Here is a 15,633-nt window from a genome sequence, read left to right on the forward strand (position 1 = left end):
CCTGGCACCTGTGCTGGGGCGTTTCGTCTTTCCCGGCCCCTTCTGAGCGGTCCTCATCACCCGGAAGGAGGCCGACGCTCATGGCAAGGCCCGACAAGGCTGCAGCGGTAGCCGAGCTGACGGACCAGTTCCGCAGCTCGAACGCCGCCGTGCTGACCGAGTACCGGGGTCTCACCGTGGCACAGCTCAAGGAGCTGCGCCGTTCGCTCGGTGAGAACGCCCAGTACGCCGTGGTGAAGAACACGCTGACCAAGATTGCGGCCAACGAGGCCGGGATCGACACGCTGGACGACCTGTTCTCGGGTCCGACGGCGGTTGCCTTCGTCACCGGTGACCCGGTGGAGTCGGCGAAGGGTCTTCGTGACTTCGCCAAGGACAACCCCAACCTCATCATCAAGGGCGGTGTCCTTGACGGTAAGGCGCTGTCCGCCGATGAGATCAAGAAGCTCGCGGACCTCGAGTCCCGCGAGGTTCTGCTCTCCAAGCTGGCCGGTGCTTTCAAGGGCAAGCAGACTCAGGCTGCGCAGCTCTTCCAGGCACTGCCGTCGAAGTTCGTCCGCACCGCGGAAGCGCTTCGCGCCAAGAAGGAAGAGCAGGGCGGTGCCGGTACTCCGGCTCCCGCCGAGGCCGCCGAGTAATTTCGCTCAGCGGTCCAGCGGGCTCCACGTACGCCCGCCGACACATACATCCGGCACCTGCCGAATAGTGGAAGGACGCCTATCATGGCGAAGCTGTCCCAGGACGACCTGCTCGCGCAGTTCGAAGAGATGACCCTCATCGAGCTCTCCGAGTTCGTCAAGGCCTTCGAGGAGAAGTTCGACGTCACCGCCGCCGCGGCCGTCGCCGTCGCCGGTCCCGCCCAGGGCGGCGCCCCGGCCGAGGCCGAGGCCGAGCAGGACGAGTTCGACGTCATCCTCACCGGCGCCGGCGAGAAGAAGATCCAGGTCATCAAGGTCGTGCGTGAGCTGACCTCGCTGGGTCTCAAGGAGGCCAAGGACCTCGTCGACGGCGCCCCGAAGCCGGTCCTCGAGAAGGTCGCCAAGGAGGCCGCCGAGAAGGCTGCCGAGTCCCTCAAGGCCGCCGGCGCTTCCGTCGAGGTCAAGTAACACCCCGGGAGTCCACGGACTCCCCTCGGGCGCGTCACGCGCCCGTACCGAAGGGCGATCACCCATCCGGGTGGTCGCCCTTCGGCGTACCCGTGGCGGCTGCCTTGCTCTTCCGCCGTCGACGAGTAGGGTGATCTTCGCCGTGCGCCTCTCGCGGGGCGCCCAGGGGCCCCCTGAGGGCTTTTCGGGGGCATCCGGAGCGAGCCCCTGGGGGCCCGTCCGGACCGGTGGGCCTTGACGAACGGCACGAGGCGCGCAATTCTCAGGACGCGTCATCACTTCGATCCGTATCCGAGGCATGGATCGAGAGTGAAGAGGGCAGTAAAGAAGAGCGCACCCCGCGCGAGGGCCAGCCACATAGGTAGTTGAGAACAGCTGTTGAGAGCAACGTGGGTCTCTGAGAACCCCGACTGGACATCAGTGTGCCGCTTGGCTACACTGACCCTTTGCGCTGCCTGTTAGCTGCCTCCTGCCCGTCACCAGGGGCATACCCACGCTTTGAGCATCGATGACAGATCCTCTCCGAGCCGGCCTTTTGGGGCCGATTCGGGACGATGTGTATGGATGTCCAATGTGGGACCGGTACGCGCGTAGTGAGTCCGAGCCCTCGGAAGGACCCCCTCTTGGCCGCCTCGCGCAACGCCTCGACCGCGAATACGAACAACGGTGCCAGCACCGCCCCGCTGCGCATCTCTTTTGCAAAGATCAAGGAGCCCCTCGAGGTTCCGAACCTCCTCGCGCTGCAGACCGAGAGCTTTGACTGGCTCCTCGGTAATGCCGCCTGGAAGGCTCGCGTCGAGGCTGCTCTGGACAGTGGACAAGACGTCCCCACCAAGTCCGGCCTGGAGGAGATCTTCGAGGAGATCTCACCGATCGAGGACTTCTCCGGGTCGATGTCGCTTACGTTCCGCGACCACCGCTTCGAGCCCCCGAAGAACTCGATCGACGAGTGCAAGGAGCGCGACTTCACGTTCGCCGCGCCGCTCTTCGTCACGGCCGAGTTCACCAACAACGAGACCGGCGAGATCAAGTCCCAGACGGTCTTCATGGGCGACTTCCCGCTCATGACCAACAAGGGCACCTTCGTCATCAACGGCACCGAGCGTGTCGTCGTGTCGCAGCTGGTCCGCTCGCCGGGTGTCTACTTCGACTCCTCCATCGACAAGACGTCCGACAAGGACATCTTCTCCGCCAAGATCATCCCTTCCCGGGGTGCCTGGCTGGAGATGGAGATCGACAAGCGCGACATGGTCGGTGTCCGCATCGACCGCAAGCGCAAGCAGTCCGTCACCGTTCTCCTGAAGGCTCTCGGCTGGAGCACCGAGCAGATCCTCGAGGAGTTCGGCGAGTACGAGTCGATGCGCGCCACCCTGGAGAAGGACCACACCCAGGGCCAGGACGACGCGCTGCTCGACATCTACCGCAAGCTGCGCCCGGGCGAGCCGCCCACGCGCGAGGCCGCCCAGACGCTGCTCGAGAACCTCTACTTCAACCCGAAGCGCTACGACCTCGCGAAGGTCGGCCGCTACAAGGTGAACAAGAAGCTCGGCGCCGATGAGCCGCTGGACGCCGGGGTGCTCACCACCGACGACGTCATCGCGACCATCAAGTACCTGGTCAAGCTGCACGCCGGTGAGACCGAGACGATCGGTGAGTCGGGCCGGGAGATCGTCGTCGAGACCGACGACATCGACCACTTCGGCAACCGTCGCCTGCGCAACGTCGGCGAGCTCATCCAGAACCAGGTCCGTACGGGCCTGGCGCGGATGGAGCGCGTCGTGCGTGAGCGCATGACGACCCAGGACGTCGAGGCGATCACGCCGCAGACCCTGATCAACATCCGGCCGGTCGTCGCCTCCATCAAGGAGTTCTTCGGCACCAGCCAGCTGTCGCAGTTCATGGACCAGAACAACCCGCTGTCGGGTCTCACCCACAAGCGCCGCCTGTCGGCTCTTGGCCCGGGTGGTCTCTCCCGTGAGCGGGCCGGCTTCGAGGTCCGTGACGTGCACCCGTCCCACTACGGGCGCATGTGTCCGATCGAGACCCCTGAAGGCCCGAACATCGGCCTGATCGGTTCGCTCGCCTCGTACGGCCGCGTCAACGCGTTCGGCTTCATCGAGACGCCGTACCGCAAGGTCGTCGACGGCCAGGTCACCGACGACGTCGACTACATCACGGCCGACGAGGAGGACCGCTTCGTCATCGCCCAGGCGAACGCGATCCTCTCCGAGGAACTGCGCTTCACCGAGCCCCGCGTCCTGGTCCGCCGTCGTGGCGGAGAGGTCGACTACGTGCCTGGCACGGACGTCGACTACATGGACGTCTCGCCGCGCCAGATGGTGTCCGTCGCCACCGCGATGATCCCCTTCCTGGAGCACGACGACGCCAACCGTGCCCTCATGGGCGCGAACATGATGCGGCAGGCGGTGCCGCTCATCAAGTCCGAGGCGCCGCTCGTCGGCACCGGCATGGAGTACCGCTGCGCCACCGACGCCGGTGACGTGCTCAAGGCCGAGAAGGACGGTGTGGTCCAGGAGGTCTCCGCGGACTACATCACCGTCACGAACGACGACGGCACGTACACCACGTACCGCATCGCCAAGTTCATGCGCTCCAACCAGGGCACCTCGGTGAACCAGAAGGTCGTCGTCTCCGAGGGCGACCGGGTCATCGCCGAGCAGGTCCTCGCCGACGGTCCGGCCACCGAGAACGGTGAGATGGCCCTCGGCAAGAACCTCCTCGTGGCGTTCATGCCGTGGGAGGGTCACAACTACGAGGACGCGATCATCCTGTCGCAGCGCCTCGTGCAGGACGACGTCCTCTCCTCGATCCACATCGAGGAGCACGAGGTCGACGCCCGTGACACCAAGCTCGGCCCGGAGGAGATCACCCGGGACATCCCGAACGTCTCCGAAGAGGTCCTCGCCGACCTCGACGAGCGCGGCATCATCCGGATCGGTGCCGAGGTCGTCGCCGGTGACATCCTCGTCGGCAAGGTCACGCCCAAGGGTGAGACCGAGCTGACCCCCGAGGAGCGCCTGCTCCGCGCGATCTTCGGTGAGAAGGCGCGCGAGGTGCGCGACACCTCGCTGAAGGTGCCGCACGGTGAGATCGGCAAGGTCATCGGCGTCCGCGTCTTCGACCGCGAAGAGGGCGACGAGCTGCCGCCGGGCGTGAACCAGCTGGTCCGCGTCTACGTCGCGCAGAAGCGCAAGATCACCGATGGTGACAAGCTCGCCGGACGTCACGGCAACAAGGGCGTCATCTCGAAGATCCTGCCGATCGAGGACATGCCGTTCCTGGAGGACGGCACCCCGGTCGACATCATCCTCAACCCGCTGGGTGTCCCGTCCCGAATGAACCCGGGACAGGTCCTGGAGATCCACCTCGGCTGGCTCGCCAGCCGCGGCTGGGACGTCTCCGGCCTCGGTGAGGATTGGGCCAAGCGCCTGCAGTCCATCGGCGCCGACCAGGTTCCCCCGGGCACCAACGTCGCCACGCCCGTCTTCGACGGTGCGCGCGAGGACGAGATCTCCGGCCTCTTCCAGGCCACGATCCCCAACCGCGACGGCGACCGCCTGGTGCAGCCCTCCGGCAAGGCCCAGCTCTACGACGGCCGCTCCGGCGAGCCGTTCCCGGAACCGGTCTCGGTCGGCTTCATGTACATCCTCAAGCTCCACCACCTGGTCGACGACAAGCTGCACGCGCGTTCGACCGGTCCGTACTCCATGATCACCCAGCAGCCGCTGGGTGGTAAGGCTCAGTTCGGTGGACAGCGCTTCGGTGAGATGGAGGTGTGGGCGCTGGAAGCGTACGGCGCCGCGTACGCCCTCCAGGAGCTGCTGACGATCAAGTCCGACGACGTGACCGGCCGCGTGAAGGTCTACGAGGCCATCGTCAAGGGCGAGAACATCCCCGAGCCGGGCATCCCCGAGTCCTTCAAGGTGCTCATCAAGGAAATGCAGTCGCTCTGCCTCAACGTGGAGGTGCTCTCCTCGGACGGTATGTCCATCGAGATGCGCGACACGGACGAGGACGTCTTCCGCGCAGCGGAGGAGCTCGGTATCGACCTGTCCCGGCGAGAGCCGAGCAGCGTCGAAGAGGTCTGACGGGTTCGCCGGCCGGATCCCCGTGATCCGGCCGGCTCTCCCCGGACCCGTTCAGACCATTGCTGAAGTGCCCCGATTTCTCGCTTCCGAGCGAGGGGGCTCGAACCCCCGAAAGAGGGATTGACGACAAGTGCTCGACGTCAACTTCTTCGACGAGCTGCGGATCGGCCTTGCCACCGCGGACGACATCCGGACCTGGTCCCACGGCGAAGTGAAGAAGCCGGAGACCATCAACTACCGCACGCTCAAGCCCGAAAAGGACGGACTCTTCTGCGAGAAGATCTTCGGTCCGACCCGGGACTGGGAGTGCTACTGCGGCAAGTACAAGCGTGTCCGCTTCAAGGGCATCATCTGTGAGCGCTGCGGCGTCGAGGTCACTCGCGCCAAGGTGCGTCGTGAGCGGATGGGCCACATCGAGCTTGCCGCTCCCGTCACCCACATCTGGTACTTCAAGGGCGTCCCGTCGCGCCTCGGATACCTGCTGGACCTCGCGCCGAAGGACCTGGAAAAGGTCATCTACTTCGCCGCGTACATGATCACGTTCGTGGACGAGGAGCGTCGTACCCGCGACCTGCCGTCCCTGGAGGCGCACGTCTCCGTCGAGCGTCAGCAGACCGAGAACCGCCGCGACTCCGACCTGGAGGCCCGCGCCAAGAAGCTCGAGACCGACCTGGCCGAGCTGGAGGCCGAGGGCGCCAAGGCCGACGTGCGCCGCAAGGTGCGCGAGGGTGCCGAGCGTGAGATGAAGCAGCTGCGCGACCGTGCGCAGCGCGAGATCGACCGTCTCGACGAGGTGTGGAGCCGCTTCAAGAACCTCAAGGTCCAGGACCTGGAGGGCGACGAGCTGCTCTACCGCGAGCTGCGTGACCGCTTCGGCACGTACTTCGACGGCTGCATGGGCGCCGCCGCGCTGCAGAAGCGCCTGGAGTCCTTCGACCTCGACGAGGAGGCCGAGCGCCTCCGCGAGATCATCCGTACCGGCAAGGGCCAGAAGAAGACCCGTGCGCTCAAGCGCCTCAAGGTCGTCTCCGCGTTCCTGCAGACCAGCAACAAGCCCAAGGGCATGGTGCTCGACTGCGTGCCGGTCATCCCGCCGGACCTGCGTCCGATGGTGCAGCTGGACGGTGGCCGCTTCGCGACCTCCGACCTCAACGACCTGTACCGCCGTGTGATCAACCGCAACAACCGCCTGAAGCGCCTTCTCGACCTCGGTGCCCCCGAGATCATCGTGAACAACGAGAAGCGCATGCTCCAGGAGGCCGTCGACGCGCTCTTCGACAACGGTCGTCGTGGTCGCCCGGTCACGGGCCCCGGCAACCGTCCGCTGAAGTCGCTGTCCGACATGCTCAAGGGCAAGCAGGGTCGCTTCCGTCAGAACCTCCTCGGCAAGCGTGTGGACTACTCCGCGCGTTCCGTGATCGTCGTCGGTCCGCAGCTCAAGCTGCACCAGTGCGGTCTGCCGAAGGCCATGGCGCTGGAGCTCTTCAAGCCGTTCGTGATGAAGCGCCTGGTGGACCTGAACCACGCGCAGAACATCAAGTCGGCCAAGCGCATGGTCGAGCGTGGCCGCACCGTCGTGTACGACGTCCTCGAAGAGGTCATCGCCGAGCACCCGGTGCTGCTGAACCGTGCGCCCACCCTGCACCGCCTCGGCATCCAGGCCTTCGAGCCGCAGCTGGTCGAGGGCAAGGCCATCCAGATCCACCCGCTCGTCTGCACCGCGTTCAACGCGGACTTCGACGGTGACCAGATGGCCGTGCACCTGCCGCTCTCCGCGGAGGCGCAGGCCGAGGCCCGCATCCTGATGCTGTCCTCGAACAACATCCTGAAGCCGGCCGACGGCCGTCCCGTCACCATGCCGACCCAGGACATGGTGCTGGGGCTGTTCTTCCTCACCACCGACGGCCAGCTCCGTGACACCAAGGGCGAGGGCCGCGCGTTCGGCTCCACGGCCGAGGCGATCATGGCGTTCGACGCCGGCGAGCTGGCGCTCCAGTCCACCGTCGACATCCGCTTCCCGGTGGGCACCATCCCGCCGCGTGGCTGGGTGCCGCCGGTCGCCGAGGAGGGCGAGCCCGAGTACCAGCCGGGTGACACCTTCCGGCTGCGGACGAGCCTGGGCCGCGCGCTCTTCAACGAGCTGCTGCCCGAGGACTACCCGTTCGTCGACTACTCGGTGGGCAAGAAGCAGCTCTCCGAGATCGTCAACGACCTGGCCGAGCGCTACCCCAAGGTCATCGTGGCGGCGACGCTCGACAACCTGAAGGCGGCGGGCTTCCACTGGGCGACCCGTTCGGGCGTCACCGTGGCCATCTCCGACATCGTCGTGCCCGAGGCCAAGAAGGCCATCGTCAAGGGCTACGAGGACCAGGACGAGAAGGTCCAGAAGCAGTACGAGCGCGGTCTGATCACCAAGGACGAGCGCACGCAGGAGCTCATCGCGATCTGGACCAAGGCGACCAACGAGGTTGCCGAGGCGATGAACGCGAACTTCCCCAAGACCAACCCCATCTTCATGATGGTTGACTCGGGTGCCCGAGGAAACATGATGCAGATGCGGCAGATCGCCGGTATGCGTGGTCTGGTGTCGAACGCGAAGAACGAGACCATCCCGCGTCCGATCAAGGCGTCCTTCCGTGAGGGCCTCACCGTTCTGGAGTACTTCATCTCCACGCACGGTGCCCGTAAGGGTCTGGCGGACACCGCCCTGCGTACCGCCGACTCGGGTTACCTGACCCGTCGTCTGGTGGACGTCTCGCAGGACGTGATCATCCGCGAGGAGGACTGCGGCACCGACCGCGGCCTCAAGCTGAAGATCGCCGTCAAGGGCGCCGACGGCGTGCTCCGCAAGACGGAGGACGTCGAGACCTCGGTCTACGCCCGCATGCTCGCCGAGGACGTCGTGGTGGACGGCAAGGTCATCGCGCCTGCCAACGTCGACCTCGGTGACGTCCTGATCGACGCCCTGGTGGGCGCCGGCGTCGAGGAGGTCAAGACCCGCTCGGTCCTGACCTGTGAGTCCGCGGTCGGCACCTGTGCCTTCTGCTACGGACGCTCGCTCGCCACCGGCAAGCTGGTCGACATCGGTGAGGCGGTCGGTATCATCGCCGCCCAGTCCATCGGTGAGCCCGGCACCCAGCTGACGATGCGTACCTTCCACACCGGTGGTGTGGCCGGTGACGACATCACCCAGGGTCTGCCCCGAGTCGTCGAGCTCTTCGAAGCCCGTACGCCGAAGGGTGTCGCCCCGATCTCCGAGGCCAAGGGCCGCGTGCGGATCGAGGAGACCGAGAAGACCAAGAAGCTCGTCGTCACCCCGGACGACGGCAGCGACGAGACGGCGTTCCCCATCTCGAAGCGTGCCCGTCTGCTCGTGGGCGAGGGCGACCCGGTCGAGGTGGGCCAGAAGCTCACCGTCGGTGCGACCAACCCGCACGACGTGCTGCGCATCCTCGGCCAGCGTGCGGTCCAGGTCCACCTGGTCGGCGAAGTCCAGAAGGTCTACAACTCGCAGGGCGTGTCGATCCACGACAAGCACATCGAGATCATCATCCGGCAGATGCTCCGCCGTGTGACGATCATCGAGTCCGGCGACGCGGAGCTGCTTCCGGGCGAGCTGGTCGAGCGGTCGAAGTTCGAGACCGAGAACCGCCGTGTGGTCACCGAGGGCGGTCACCCCGCCTCCGGCCGACCGCAGCTGATGGGTATCACCAAGGCCTCGCTCGCCACCGAGTCGTGGCTGTCGGCGGCGTCCTTCCAGGAGACGACCAGGGTCCTGACCGACGCGGCGATCAACGCCAAGTCGGACTCCCTGATCGGCCTCAAGGAGAACGTCATCATCGGTAAGCTCATCCCGGCCGGTACGGGTCTGTCCCGCTACCGCAACATCCGGGTCGAGCCGACCGAGGAGGCCAAGGCCGCGATGTACTCGGCCGTCGGCTACGACGACATCGACTACTCGCCGTTCGGCACCGGCTCCGGCCAGGCCGTCCCGCTGGAGGACTACGACTACGGTCCGTACAACCAGTAAGCGAGTCGCTTGAACGCCTGAGGGCGGCCGTCCCGTACGTCACGGGGTGGCCGCCCTTCGGCGTATGCGGGGCCGGCCGGTTCAGCGGAGCGTCTCCCACAGCGCAATGGCGACCCCGGCCGTCGCGGTGAGCGCGGCGACGCTCGCCAGTGGCCAGCGGGAGCGTTCCAGCAGGTCGAGGCGGGCCTCGTGGTCGGCGAGCTGCTTGTCCGTCTGGTCGCTGCGCTGGACCAGCAGTGCCAGCTGCCCGTCGGCGCGGGCGAAGCCGGCCTCCAGGCTGCCGCGCATCCGCTCCAGTTCCAGGGCGACGGCCACGGGGTTGTTCGGGTCGGTATCCGTCATGGGCGGCCCTCCGGCGGTTCGGTGCGCAGCCAGCGCGGGAGCAGGGCCTGGACACCCGGCACGGCCATCACCCGGGTCACCACCCCCGCGACGGCCAGGGCCCCGGCGATCCGGGGCAGGGTCGCGGGGAGTCCGGACGCGTCCACGAGTGCGGGCAGGAGCACGGCAAGGGCGAGGGCCGTCTGCAGGACGGTACGGGCGGTACGCCGGGCGGCGTCGGACATGGCAGGCTCCTCCATGCGGTCACGGTTGCGTCGGGTCACGGGTTCTTGGCGGTGTACGGGACCTTCAGGGCGTCCCAGGACGTGCGGCCCGGCCGGCCGTCGGCGTCCGCACCGCGGAAGCCGAGCTTGCGCTGCCAGGCGGCGTACGAGCGCCGGTCGGCCTCGGTCCACCGGGGACCGGGCCCGACGGCGTACGCTCCACAGCCCTCGGCCACCAGCCTCCGGCCCATGGCGGTGATGACGGGGGAGCTGGGGCGGGCGGTGAAGAAGGAGGCGCCGGGGAAGGGCTGGTAGCGGGGGGTGGTGGGTTTCCCGGGCTGCGTGGGCTTTGCAGGGTGGGACGGCTTCGAGGGCTGTTTCGGGAGGCTTCCCGGGGTGGTCGTCAGGCGGGTCGCGACGCGGGTGCGCATCGACGGCATGGTGAAGCCGCGCGGGTCGATCTTGGCGGCCGACCACTCCGCGTGGCCGATGACGGAGCGGGCGCTCCAGCCGTGGGCTCGGCAGACGGCCGCCGACGCGCGTTCGATCGCCTCCAGCTGGGCGGCGGGCCAGGGATCCTTGCCGTCGCCCAGGTTGACGCACTCGAAGCCGTAGAAGCGGGCGTTGCCGTCGACGGCGCCCGCGCTGCCGTCGTGGGCGCGCGGGGCGGGCGGGCGGTCGCCGTAGTCCTCCGCGACGACGCGGGCGAGCACGGCCGGGTCACCGCCGCCCGCGTGGTTGGCGCGGCCCGCCGAGATCAGGTGGACGGTGCCCGCCTTGTCGATGACGCCGTGGCAGAGCGGGCCGGGCAGGGAGGCGTAGCCGTCGCGGCAGAGGGCGACGGAGGCGGCGCTTCCGCTGCTCACGGTGTGGTGGATCATCACCCCGTTCACGGGGCCCCAGACGCCCTTGTGGTTGCGGTGGCGGGTGCGCCAGCCCGGGTGCTCGACGACGGTGACGCCTTCGGCGCGCAGGGCGGCGAGCAGCCGGTCGGCGGTGAGTGGTGTGGCCACGGGTGGCGGTCCTTCCGGTGCGGTGTACGTGAGTGGGTACGGGGGCGGGCGCGGCGGAGCCCCGTACCGGTGGGGACGGGTCCGGTACGGGGCTCGGGATCGGTGCGCGAGGGTGGGTCAGGCGGCGAGCGCGGCCCAGATCGCGTTGGAGTCGGCGACGACGTTGCCCACCGGGAAGGAGGTGGGCAGCGAGGTCTGGCCGGTGGTGCTGAGGCGGCCGTGCCGGATGAAGGCGCCCGGCATCCGGGCGCTGCCGCCCGGGGCCTGGCCCACGCTGGAGCCGCGCAGGAAGGCGGGGCCGCTGGTGCTGGGGTTGGGGCCGTTGATCACCAGGGCCACCCAGTAGCTGCCCGGGGCGGCGGTGTACTGGGTGGTGAGCGGGCAGAGGACGGTGCGGCCCTCGGTCGCGGTGAACAGGGTGTTCAGGGCGGCGGTCACGCCGACGCGGACTCCGGCGCTCGTGTAGAGGCCGGCGAATGAGGCAGCGCCCAGGGTGTTGCCCACGTAGCCGGGGACGTAGAAGGCGATGTTCTTCACGGTCGTCTGCGCGTGCAGGGGGACGCCGATGAGGTAGACCCAGCCGTTGATGCAGTACTGCGGGGTGGCGGCGGAGCCGCAGGCTGGGTCGAAGGCCCAGCCCGCGAACCCGACGGCGGACGGGGACCAGCTGCCGGCCGAGGAGACCGCGTCCACGTAGCCGCGGCGGGTGAGCTGGTCGGGGGTGGTTGGGGTGACGGTGGTGAGCGGCGGGGTGTCGAAGGTCTTCGCGCCGCGGACGGTCTGGTCGCCGGTGAGCAGGACGGCGTCGCCGCTCGCGACGGCCGAGACGTCGGTGGCGTTGAGGACGACCGGGCCGGTGCGGCCGTTGACCGAGGTGACAGGGGAGCCGTCGATGGCCAGATAGCGGGCGTCGCCGGCGGCCTGGGAGAGGGCGCCGACGTCGGTGGCGGCGAGGGTGACGTTGCCGGTCTTGCCGTTGACCGAGGCCACTGCGCCGCCGCCGACCGGGAGCTGGGCGGCCGGGACCAGGCCGTCGGCGCCGAGGGTGGCGACTCCGCCGGGGGTGCCGGCCCGGGAGGCGTCCACGGCGGAGACGTCGGCGGCGGTGAGCACGATGTCCGCGTCGGTCTTCCCGTTGACGGAGTGCACGGCTCCGGCGGGGCCGGCGGGTCCCTGCGGGCCGAGTTCGCCGGGCGGACCGGCCGGACCCGGTACGGCGACGTACTGCGGGTTGGCCGGGTCGGCCGGGGCGATGTCGGCCAGGTCGACGGTGGGCTGGTCGGCGCTCAGCACGATCTGGTAGCTGCGGGCGGTGCGGCCGAGGCCGGAGAGCCGTTCGGTGACGGTGTACGTCCACATGGCGGGGTTCCAGCCGGGGGCGTCGGTGGCCGGCAGCACGACGTGGAGCCGGCCCTCGGAGTCGAGGGTGGCGCGGGTGGGGCCGCCCAGGAAGAGGTCCTCCTCAGCGTGGGTGAGCAGGGCAGGCGGCCGGAAGTCGACGGTCCCGCTCATGGGGCGGCCGTCGGGGGTGAGGTAGCGGGCGGTGACGGTGACGGTGGGGATGGACTGGGGCAGCATGGGGCTCCTTGGGTGGGTGTTCGTGGCCGGGGGCGAGCCGCTCATCTGCCCGTCCGGCGTGTGGGGCGGGCCTGTCCCCGGCTTGTCCGGCGCGCGGGGACGGGCTGGAGTGGTGCCGGGCGGGCTGGAGGGGGCCCGCCGCACGGGCTGGCATGGCGGGGCACGCCGGGAGCGAGTGGAACGGGCCCCTAGGACTCCAGGCCGTACAAGGTCAGAGGTTGGCAGCGGAGCGTGGTGCCGGCGGTGGTGACCCTGGCCTGGATCTCGAACGTCACCGTCGCCCCGTACTCCACCCCCACCCGCTCCGTGAACACCAGCCCCGCCCCCGGCCCGCCCACCGGGCCCAGCTGGACGCCGTCCACCAGCAGCCGGACCTCGCCCGGCGCGCCCTCCACCGCGATCTCGCAGTGCAGGCGCGGGTGCTGGACGAGACCGGGGCCCCGGTGGAGCGTGGCCCAGGTGGTGGCACCGGTGGACTCCCAGCGGGCGGGGGCGACGGGGGCGGGCAGGGCGAAGGGGAGGTAGGGGCGGGCCAGACCGCCCAGTACGGTGTCGTCGGCCAGGACCACGTTGCCCCGCCGGTCCAGGATCCGGACCGGCTGCACCGCCTGCGGGTCCGGCGCCCCGGTCCACACCGTCAGCGCCAGCGAACCGTCGTCGCGGCGGACGACCAGCCCCTGCTGCGGGGTCTCCTCGTCGCGGTCGGGCGCGACCCGGCCGAGGTAGAGGAGGTCCTGGTCGCCCGTCGCACGCACCCGCAGCCGGCCGCGCTCACCGATGACCACCTCGCCGCCCGCGATGCTGTTCAGCGCCGGGGTGGTGTTGGCGCTGCCCATCAACTCCCTGACCTGGCGCTCCAGCGCGCGGATGCGGTCGAGCAGGTCGGTGGGGATGATCGCCACGGGTCACACTCCTTCCAGGTAGAGGACGGCGGTCTCCTGCTTGCCGCGCTGCGGCGGGGTGACCGCCATCCCGACGATCCGGTAGTGCGCGTCCAGCCCTTCGTGGTGCCACAGGTCGTGGATGCGCAGCCGGATGCGGGCGCCGATCAGGGCCGGAGTGACCCGCCCGTCCAGCCGTACGGTCAGCTCGGGGATGACCTCGGGCCGCCGCTGCCGGGCCAGTTCGGCGCGGGCCAGCGAGCGCAGGGTCGCCGCGTCGCTCACCCCGCCGTGGTCCGAGGTCTGCTCCAGCAGGGGCCACCCCTGGGCGAACTCCTCGGCCAGCTCCTCGAAGACCGTCAGCGGTTCGGACTCCTGGGACTGGTCGGTGTTGGCCGACTCGCCCCGGGCCACCCACACGTTCGCCTGCACGGTCGAGTCGGTGGGCAGGCTGTAGGTCAGGACGGGACCGGGGTGGTCCAGCACCAGGTCGCTGTGGCCGGTACGGATCTGCGGGTGGCCGAGCTGGAGCCGCTTGACGCGGGTGCCCTCGGCATCCCGGTAGCAGTGGATGCGCCACTCGAAGCCGTCGTTCAACTGGCCGGCCTTGTCGAGGAGTTCGCGGATACGGGCGAGCGCCGAATAGGCGTGGGCGTAGTCGCGTACGATCCCCGACCGCTCATGGCCGAGGCTGATCCCGATGTCCCCGCCCGGCTGCTCCTGGGCGTGGGCGACCAGGAGCCGGGCGATGTCGAACTGGTCCAGCCCGGTACCGGCCAGGTCCTGGCTCAGGATGCGGTGGTCCAGGTACGAGTCGAAGGTCCCGGCCTGGAACTGCACGGTGAGCCGGCCCTGCCCGTCCGAGGCCGGGGTGCAGGTCCACAGCACCCCGCCCCACCAGATGTCCCCGTCCCGCTCCAGCCAGACCGCCGTGCGTCCGGGCAGCAGCGCTTCCCGGGCCCGGGCCGCGAGCGCCCCCTGGGGCAGGGGGACGGTGGCGGAGAGGGAGCCCGGCTTGCCGATGAAGTCGTCGAACTTGGTCTCCGTCAGGGGCAGGACGTCCAGCAGCCGGTCCGTGCGCAGATCGCAGAAGAGGGCCCGGTAGACGGGCCCCTGCGAGGAGGAGGGTGAGTTGCGGATCATCTGCCGCCTCACAGGACCGGGTCGACGCGGATGAAGCGGTTGTCGTACCAGCCCCGGCTGCTGGTCGCGGAGGTCGCGTAGGCGGAAACGGCGGTGTAGGCGGAGCCGGCCTGGAGCCCGGTGACCATGTACGTCGTCGACACCGAGACCGGCGACTTGGTGCCGACCTGGGCCGCGCGCCGCTCGTCGGCGGCGGAGACCAGCACACCGTCCTTGCGGATGTTGGCGCTCATCCGGGCCCACTGGCCCTCCACCCCCGCGTTCCCCAGGAACCCCAGGGTCACGAAGACCGCGCCGGAGACCGGTGCGGTGAACGCGGCGGTGATGGTGGGGCCGACCGTGTCGGTGACCGCCTCGACCCAGGTGGTGCTGGCGCAGTAGCCGCCGTCGGTGTTGTTGGCCCAGGCGGAGGCGGTGACGGCGGGCCGCCACACGGTGCCGTCCCAGCGCTGGAGCCGCCCGCCCTCGTCGCGGTACTGCCCGGTGTACTCGCCCCGGGCGAGAGCGCCCTGCGGGGCGATGCCGCCGATCTGGCGCGGGTAGGCGACCCAGCGGGTGCCGTCCCAGCGCTGCATCTCCCGGGCGGTGTCCCGGTACTGGCCGACGTAACCGCCGGGCACATCGCGGTTCCAGGACTCCGGGAGGATGCCGCCGACGGCCACGGTGGGCACGCGCAGGTCGTACACGGCGTTGGCCCAGTCGATGCCGCCGGTGCCGACGGACGCGCCGGCCGGGATCAGGACCCGGGCGAGCGGAAGGGAGGCCTCCGGGAGGCGCGGCGGCTCGGGGGAGCTCTTCGCCTCGCCCTGGATGACCTCCAGGGTGGCTTCGGTGCTGCCCCCGCCGTCGGACTGGGCGTCGCGGATTCGCAGGACCACCAGGTCGATCCGGGGGTTGGCGGCATTGCCGTCCTCGAAGCCCACGTCGGTGTGGTCGGTGAGGACGACCGGGTAGGCCCCGGCCCGGCCCTGGCCCTGGATCACGGCCCGGCCCGGCGCGACGGTGGCCCGCATCCCCGCGGACTCGCCGTACACGTAGAGCCCGGACATCAGGTAGGTGCCGTTCTCGGCGCCGGGGATCACTCCGCCCGCGCTGGTCAGGGGGCCGGTCGGGGCCATCGTCCCGAGCGGGGAGAGGCGGGTGTCGGCGCGGGACTGGCCGGATTCGGTCTCGGTGCGGTTGATCAGCCAGGCGCTGCGTACGGGCATGGGTCCTCCTGGAAGCAAGA

The 15,633-nt window shown here is 69.5% G+C and carries 11 protein-coding genes; 4 read left to right on the top strand and 7 right to left on the bottom strand.

Annotated elements, in window-relative coordinates; translation table 11 throughout:
- Positions 1-80: 80 nt before the first annotated feature.
- The 4 genes from rplJ (at position 81) to AMK21_RS13710 (ending at position 9,245) form a co-directional block, all read left to right on the top strand.
- Positions 81-638 carry a 50S ribosomal protein L10 gene (gene rplJ, locus AMK21_RS13690; RefSeq protein WP_007445921.1) on the top strand — a complete coding sequence of 186 codons (558 nt, stop codon included), beginning with the start codon at positions 81-83 and terminating at the stop codon, positions 636-638.
- Positions 639-722: 84 nt separating this feature from the next.
- The gene (gene rplL / locus AMK21_RS13695) at positions 723-1,106 is read left to right on the top strand and encodes a 50S ribosomal protein L7/L12 (RefSeq protein WP_073877573.1); all 384 of its coding nucleotides are present in this window, start codon (positions 723-725) and stop codon (positions 1,104-1,106) included.
- A gap of 623 nt (positions 1,107-1,729) precedes the next feature.
- Positions 1,730-5,215 (top strand): DNA-directed RNA polymerase subunit beta, encoded by a 3,486-nt coding sequence (rpoB, locus tag AMK21_RS13705; protein ID WP_073877575.1) that lies wholly within the window; start codon positions 1,730-1,732, stop codon positions 5,213-5,215.
- Between the two features lie 130 nt (positions 5,216-5,345).
- Entirely contained in the window at positions 5,346-9,245 is a 3,900-nt protein-coding gene (locus AMK21_RS13710; RefSeq protein WP_030561915.1) for a DNA-directed RNA polymerase subunit beta', read from the top strand.
- Between the two features lie 81 nt (positions 9,246-9,326).
- On the opposite strand, the gene AMK21_RS13715 is transcribed toward AMK21_RS13710, so the two are convergent.
- The 7 genes from AMK21_RS13715 to AMK21_RS13745 form a co-directional block, all read right to left on the bottom strand.
- Complete coding sequence (locus AMK21_RS13715) at positions 9,327-9,587, bottom strand: hypothetical protein (RefSeq protein ID WP_073877578.1); 261 nt, start codon at positions 9,585-9,587, stop codon at positions 9,327-9,329.
- Complete coding sequence (locus AMK21_RS13720; RefSeq protein WP_073877580.1) at positions 9,584-9,811, bottom strand: hypothetical protein; 228 nt, start codon at positions 9,809-9,811, stop codon at positions 9,584-9,586. Before AMK21_RS13720 ends, AMK21_RS13715 begins: the two co-directional genes overlap by 4 nt.
- Positions 9,812-9,846: 35 nt before the next feature.
- Positions 9,847-10,803: a peptidoglycan-binding protein gene (locus AMK21_RS13725; protein ID WP_073877582.1), complete on the bottom strand. Its 957-nt coding sequence runs from the start codon at positions 10,801-10,803 to the stop codon at positions 9,847-9,849.
- A gap of 117 nt (positions 10,804-10,920) precedes the next feature.
- On the bottom strand, positions 10,921-12,381 hold the full coding sequence (locus AMK21_RS13730; RefSeq protein WP_073877584.1) for a phage tail protein: 1,461 nt from the start codon (positions 12,379-12,381) through the stop codon (positions 10,921-10,923).
- Positions 12,382-12,569: 188 nt separating this feature from the next.
- Positions 12,570-13,283: a hypothetical protein gene (locus tag AMK21_RS13735; protein WP_073877586.1), complete on the bottom strand. Its 714-nt coding sequence runs from the start codon at positions 13,281-13,283 to the stop codon at positions 12,570-12,572.
- A gap of 3 nt (positions 13,284-13,286) precedes the next feature.
- Positions 13,287-14,405: a hypothetical protein gene (locus tag AMK21_RS13740; RefSeq protein ID WP_079181149.1), complete on the bottom strand. Its 1,119-nt coding sequence runs from the start codon at positions 14,403-14,405 to the stop codon at positions 13,287-13,289.
- An 8-nt stretch (positions 14,406-14,413) separates the two neighbouring features.
- Positions 14,414-15,613 (bottom strand): hypothetical protein, encoded by a 1,200-nt coding sequence (locus AMK21_RS13745; RefSeq protein ID WP_073877589.1) that lies wholly within the window; start codon positions 15,611-15,613, stop codon positions 14,414-14,416.
- Between the last annotated feature and the right edge of the window lie 20 nt (positions 15,614-15,633).

The organism is Streptomyces sp. CB00316 (genome assembly GCF_001905595.1).
Lineage (GTDB): Bacteria > Actinomycetota > Actinomycetes > Streptomycetales > Streptomycetaceae > Streptomyces.

What these genes read in the sequence shown, in the direction of transcription:
- rplL (WP_073877573.1), top strand. Translation starts at nt 723, where the DNA reads ATGGCGAAGCTGTCCCAGGACGACCTGCTCGCGCAGTTCGAAGAGATG.
- AMK21_RS13730 (WP_073877584.1), bottom strand. Translation starts at nt 12,381, where the DNA reads ATGCTGCCCCAGTCCATCCCCACCGTCACCGTCACCGCCCGCTACCTC.
- AMK21_RS13715 (WP_073877578.1), bottom strand. Translation starts at nt 9,587, where the DNA reads ATGACGGATACCGACCCGAACAACCCCGTGGCCGTCGCCCTGGAACTG.
- AMK21_RS13745 (WP_073877589.1), bottom strand. Translation starts at nt 15,613, where the DNA reads ATGCCCGTACGCAGCGCCTGGCTGATCAACCGCACCGAGACCGAATCC.
- rplJ (WP_007445921.1), top strand. Translation starts at nt 81, where the DNA reads ATGGCAAGGCCCGACAAGGCTGCAGCGGTAGCCGAGCTGACGGACCAG.
- AMK21_RS13740 (WP_079181149.1), bottom strand. Translation starts at nt 14,405, where the DNA reads ATGATCCGCAACTCACCCTCCTCCTCGCAGGGGCCCGTCTACCGGGCC.
- AMK21_RS13720 (WP_073877580.1), bottom strand. Translation starts at nt 9,811, where the DNA reads ATGTCCGACGCCGCCCGGCGTACCGCCCGTACCGTCCTGCAGACGGCC.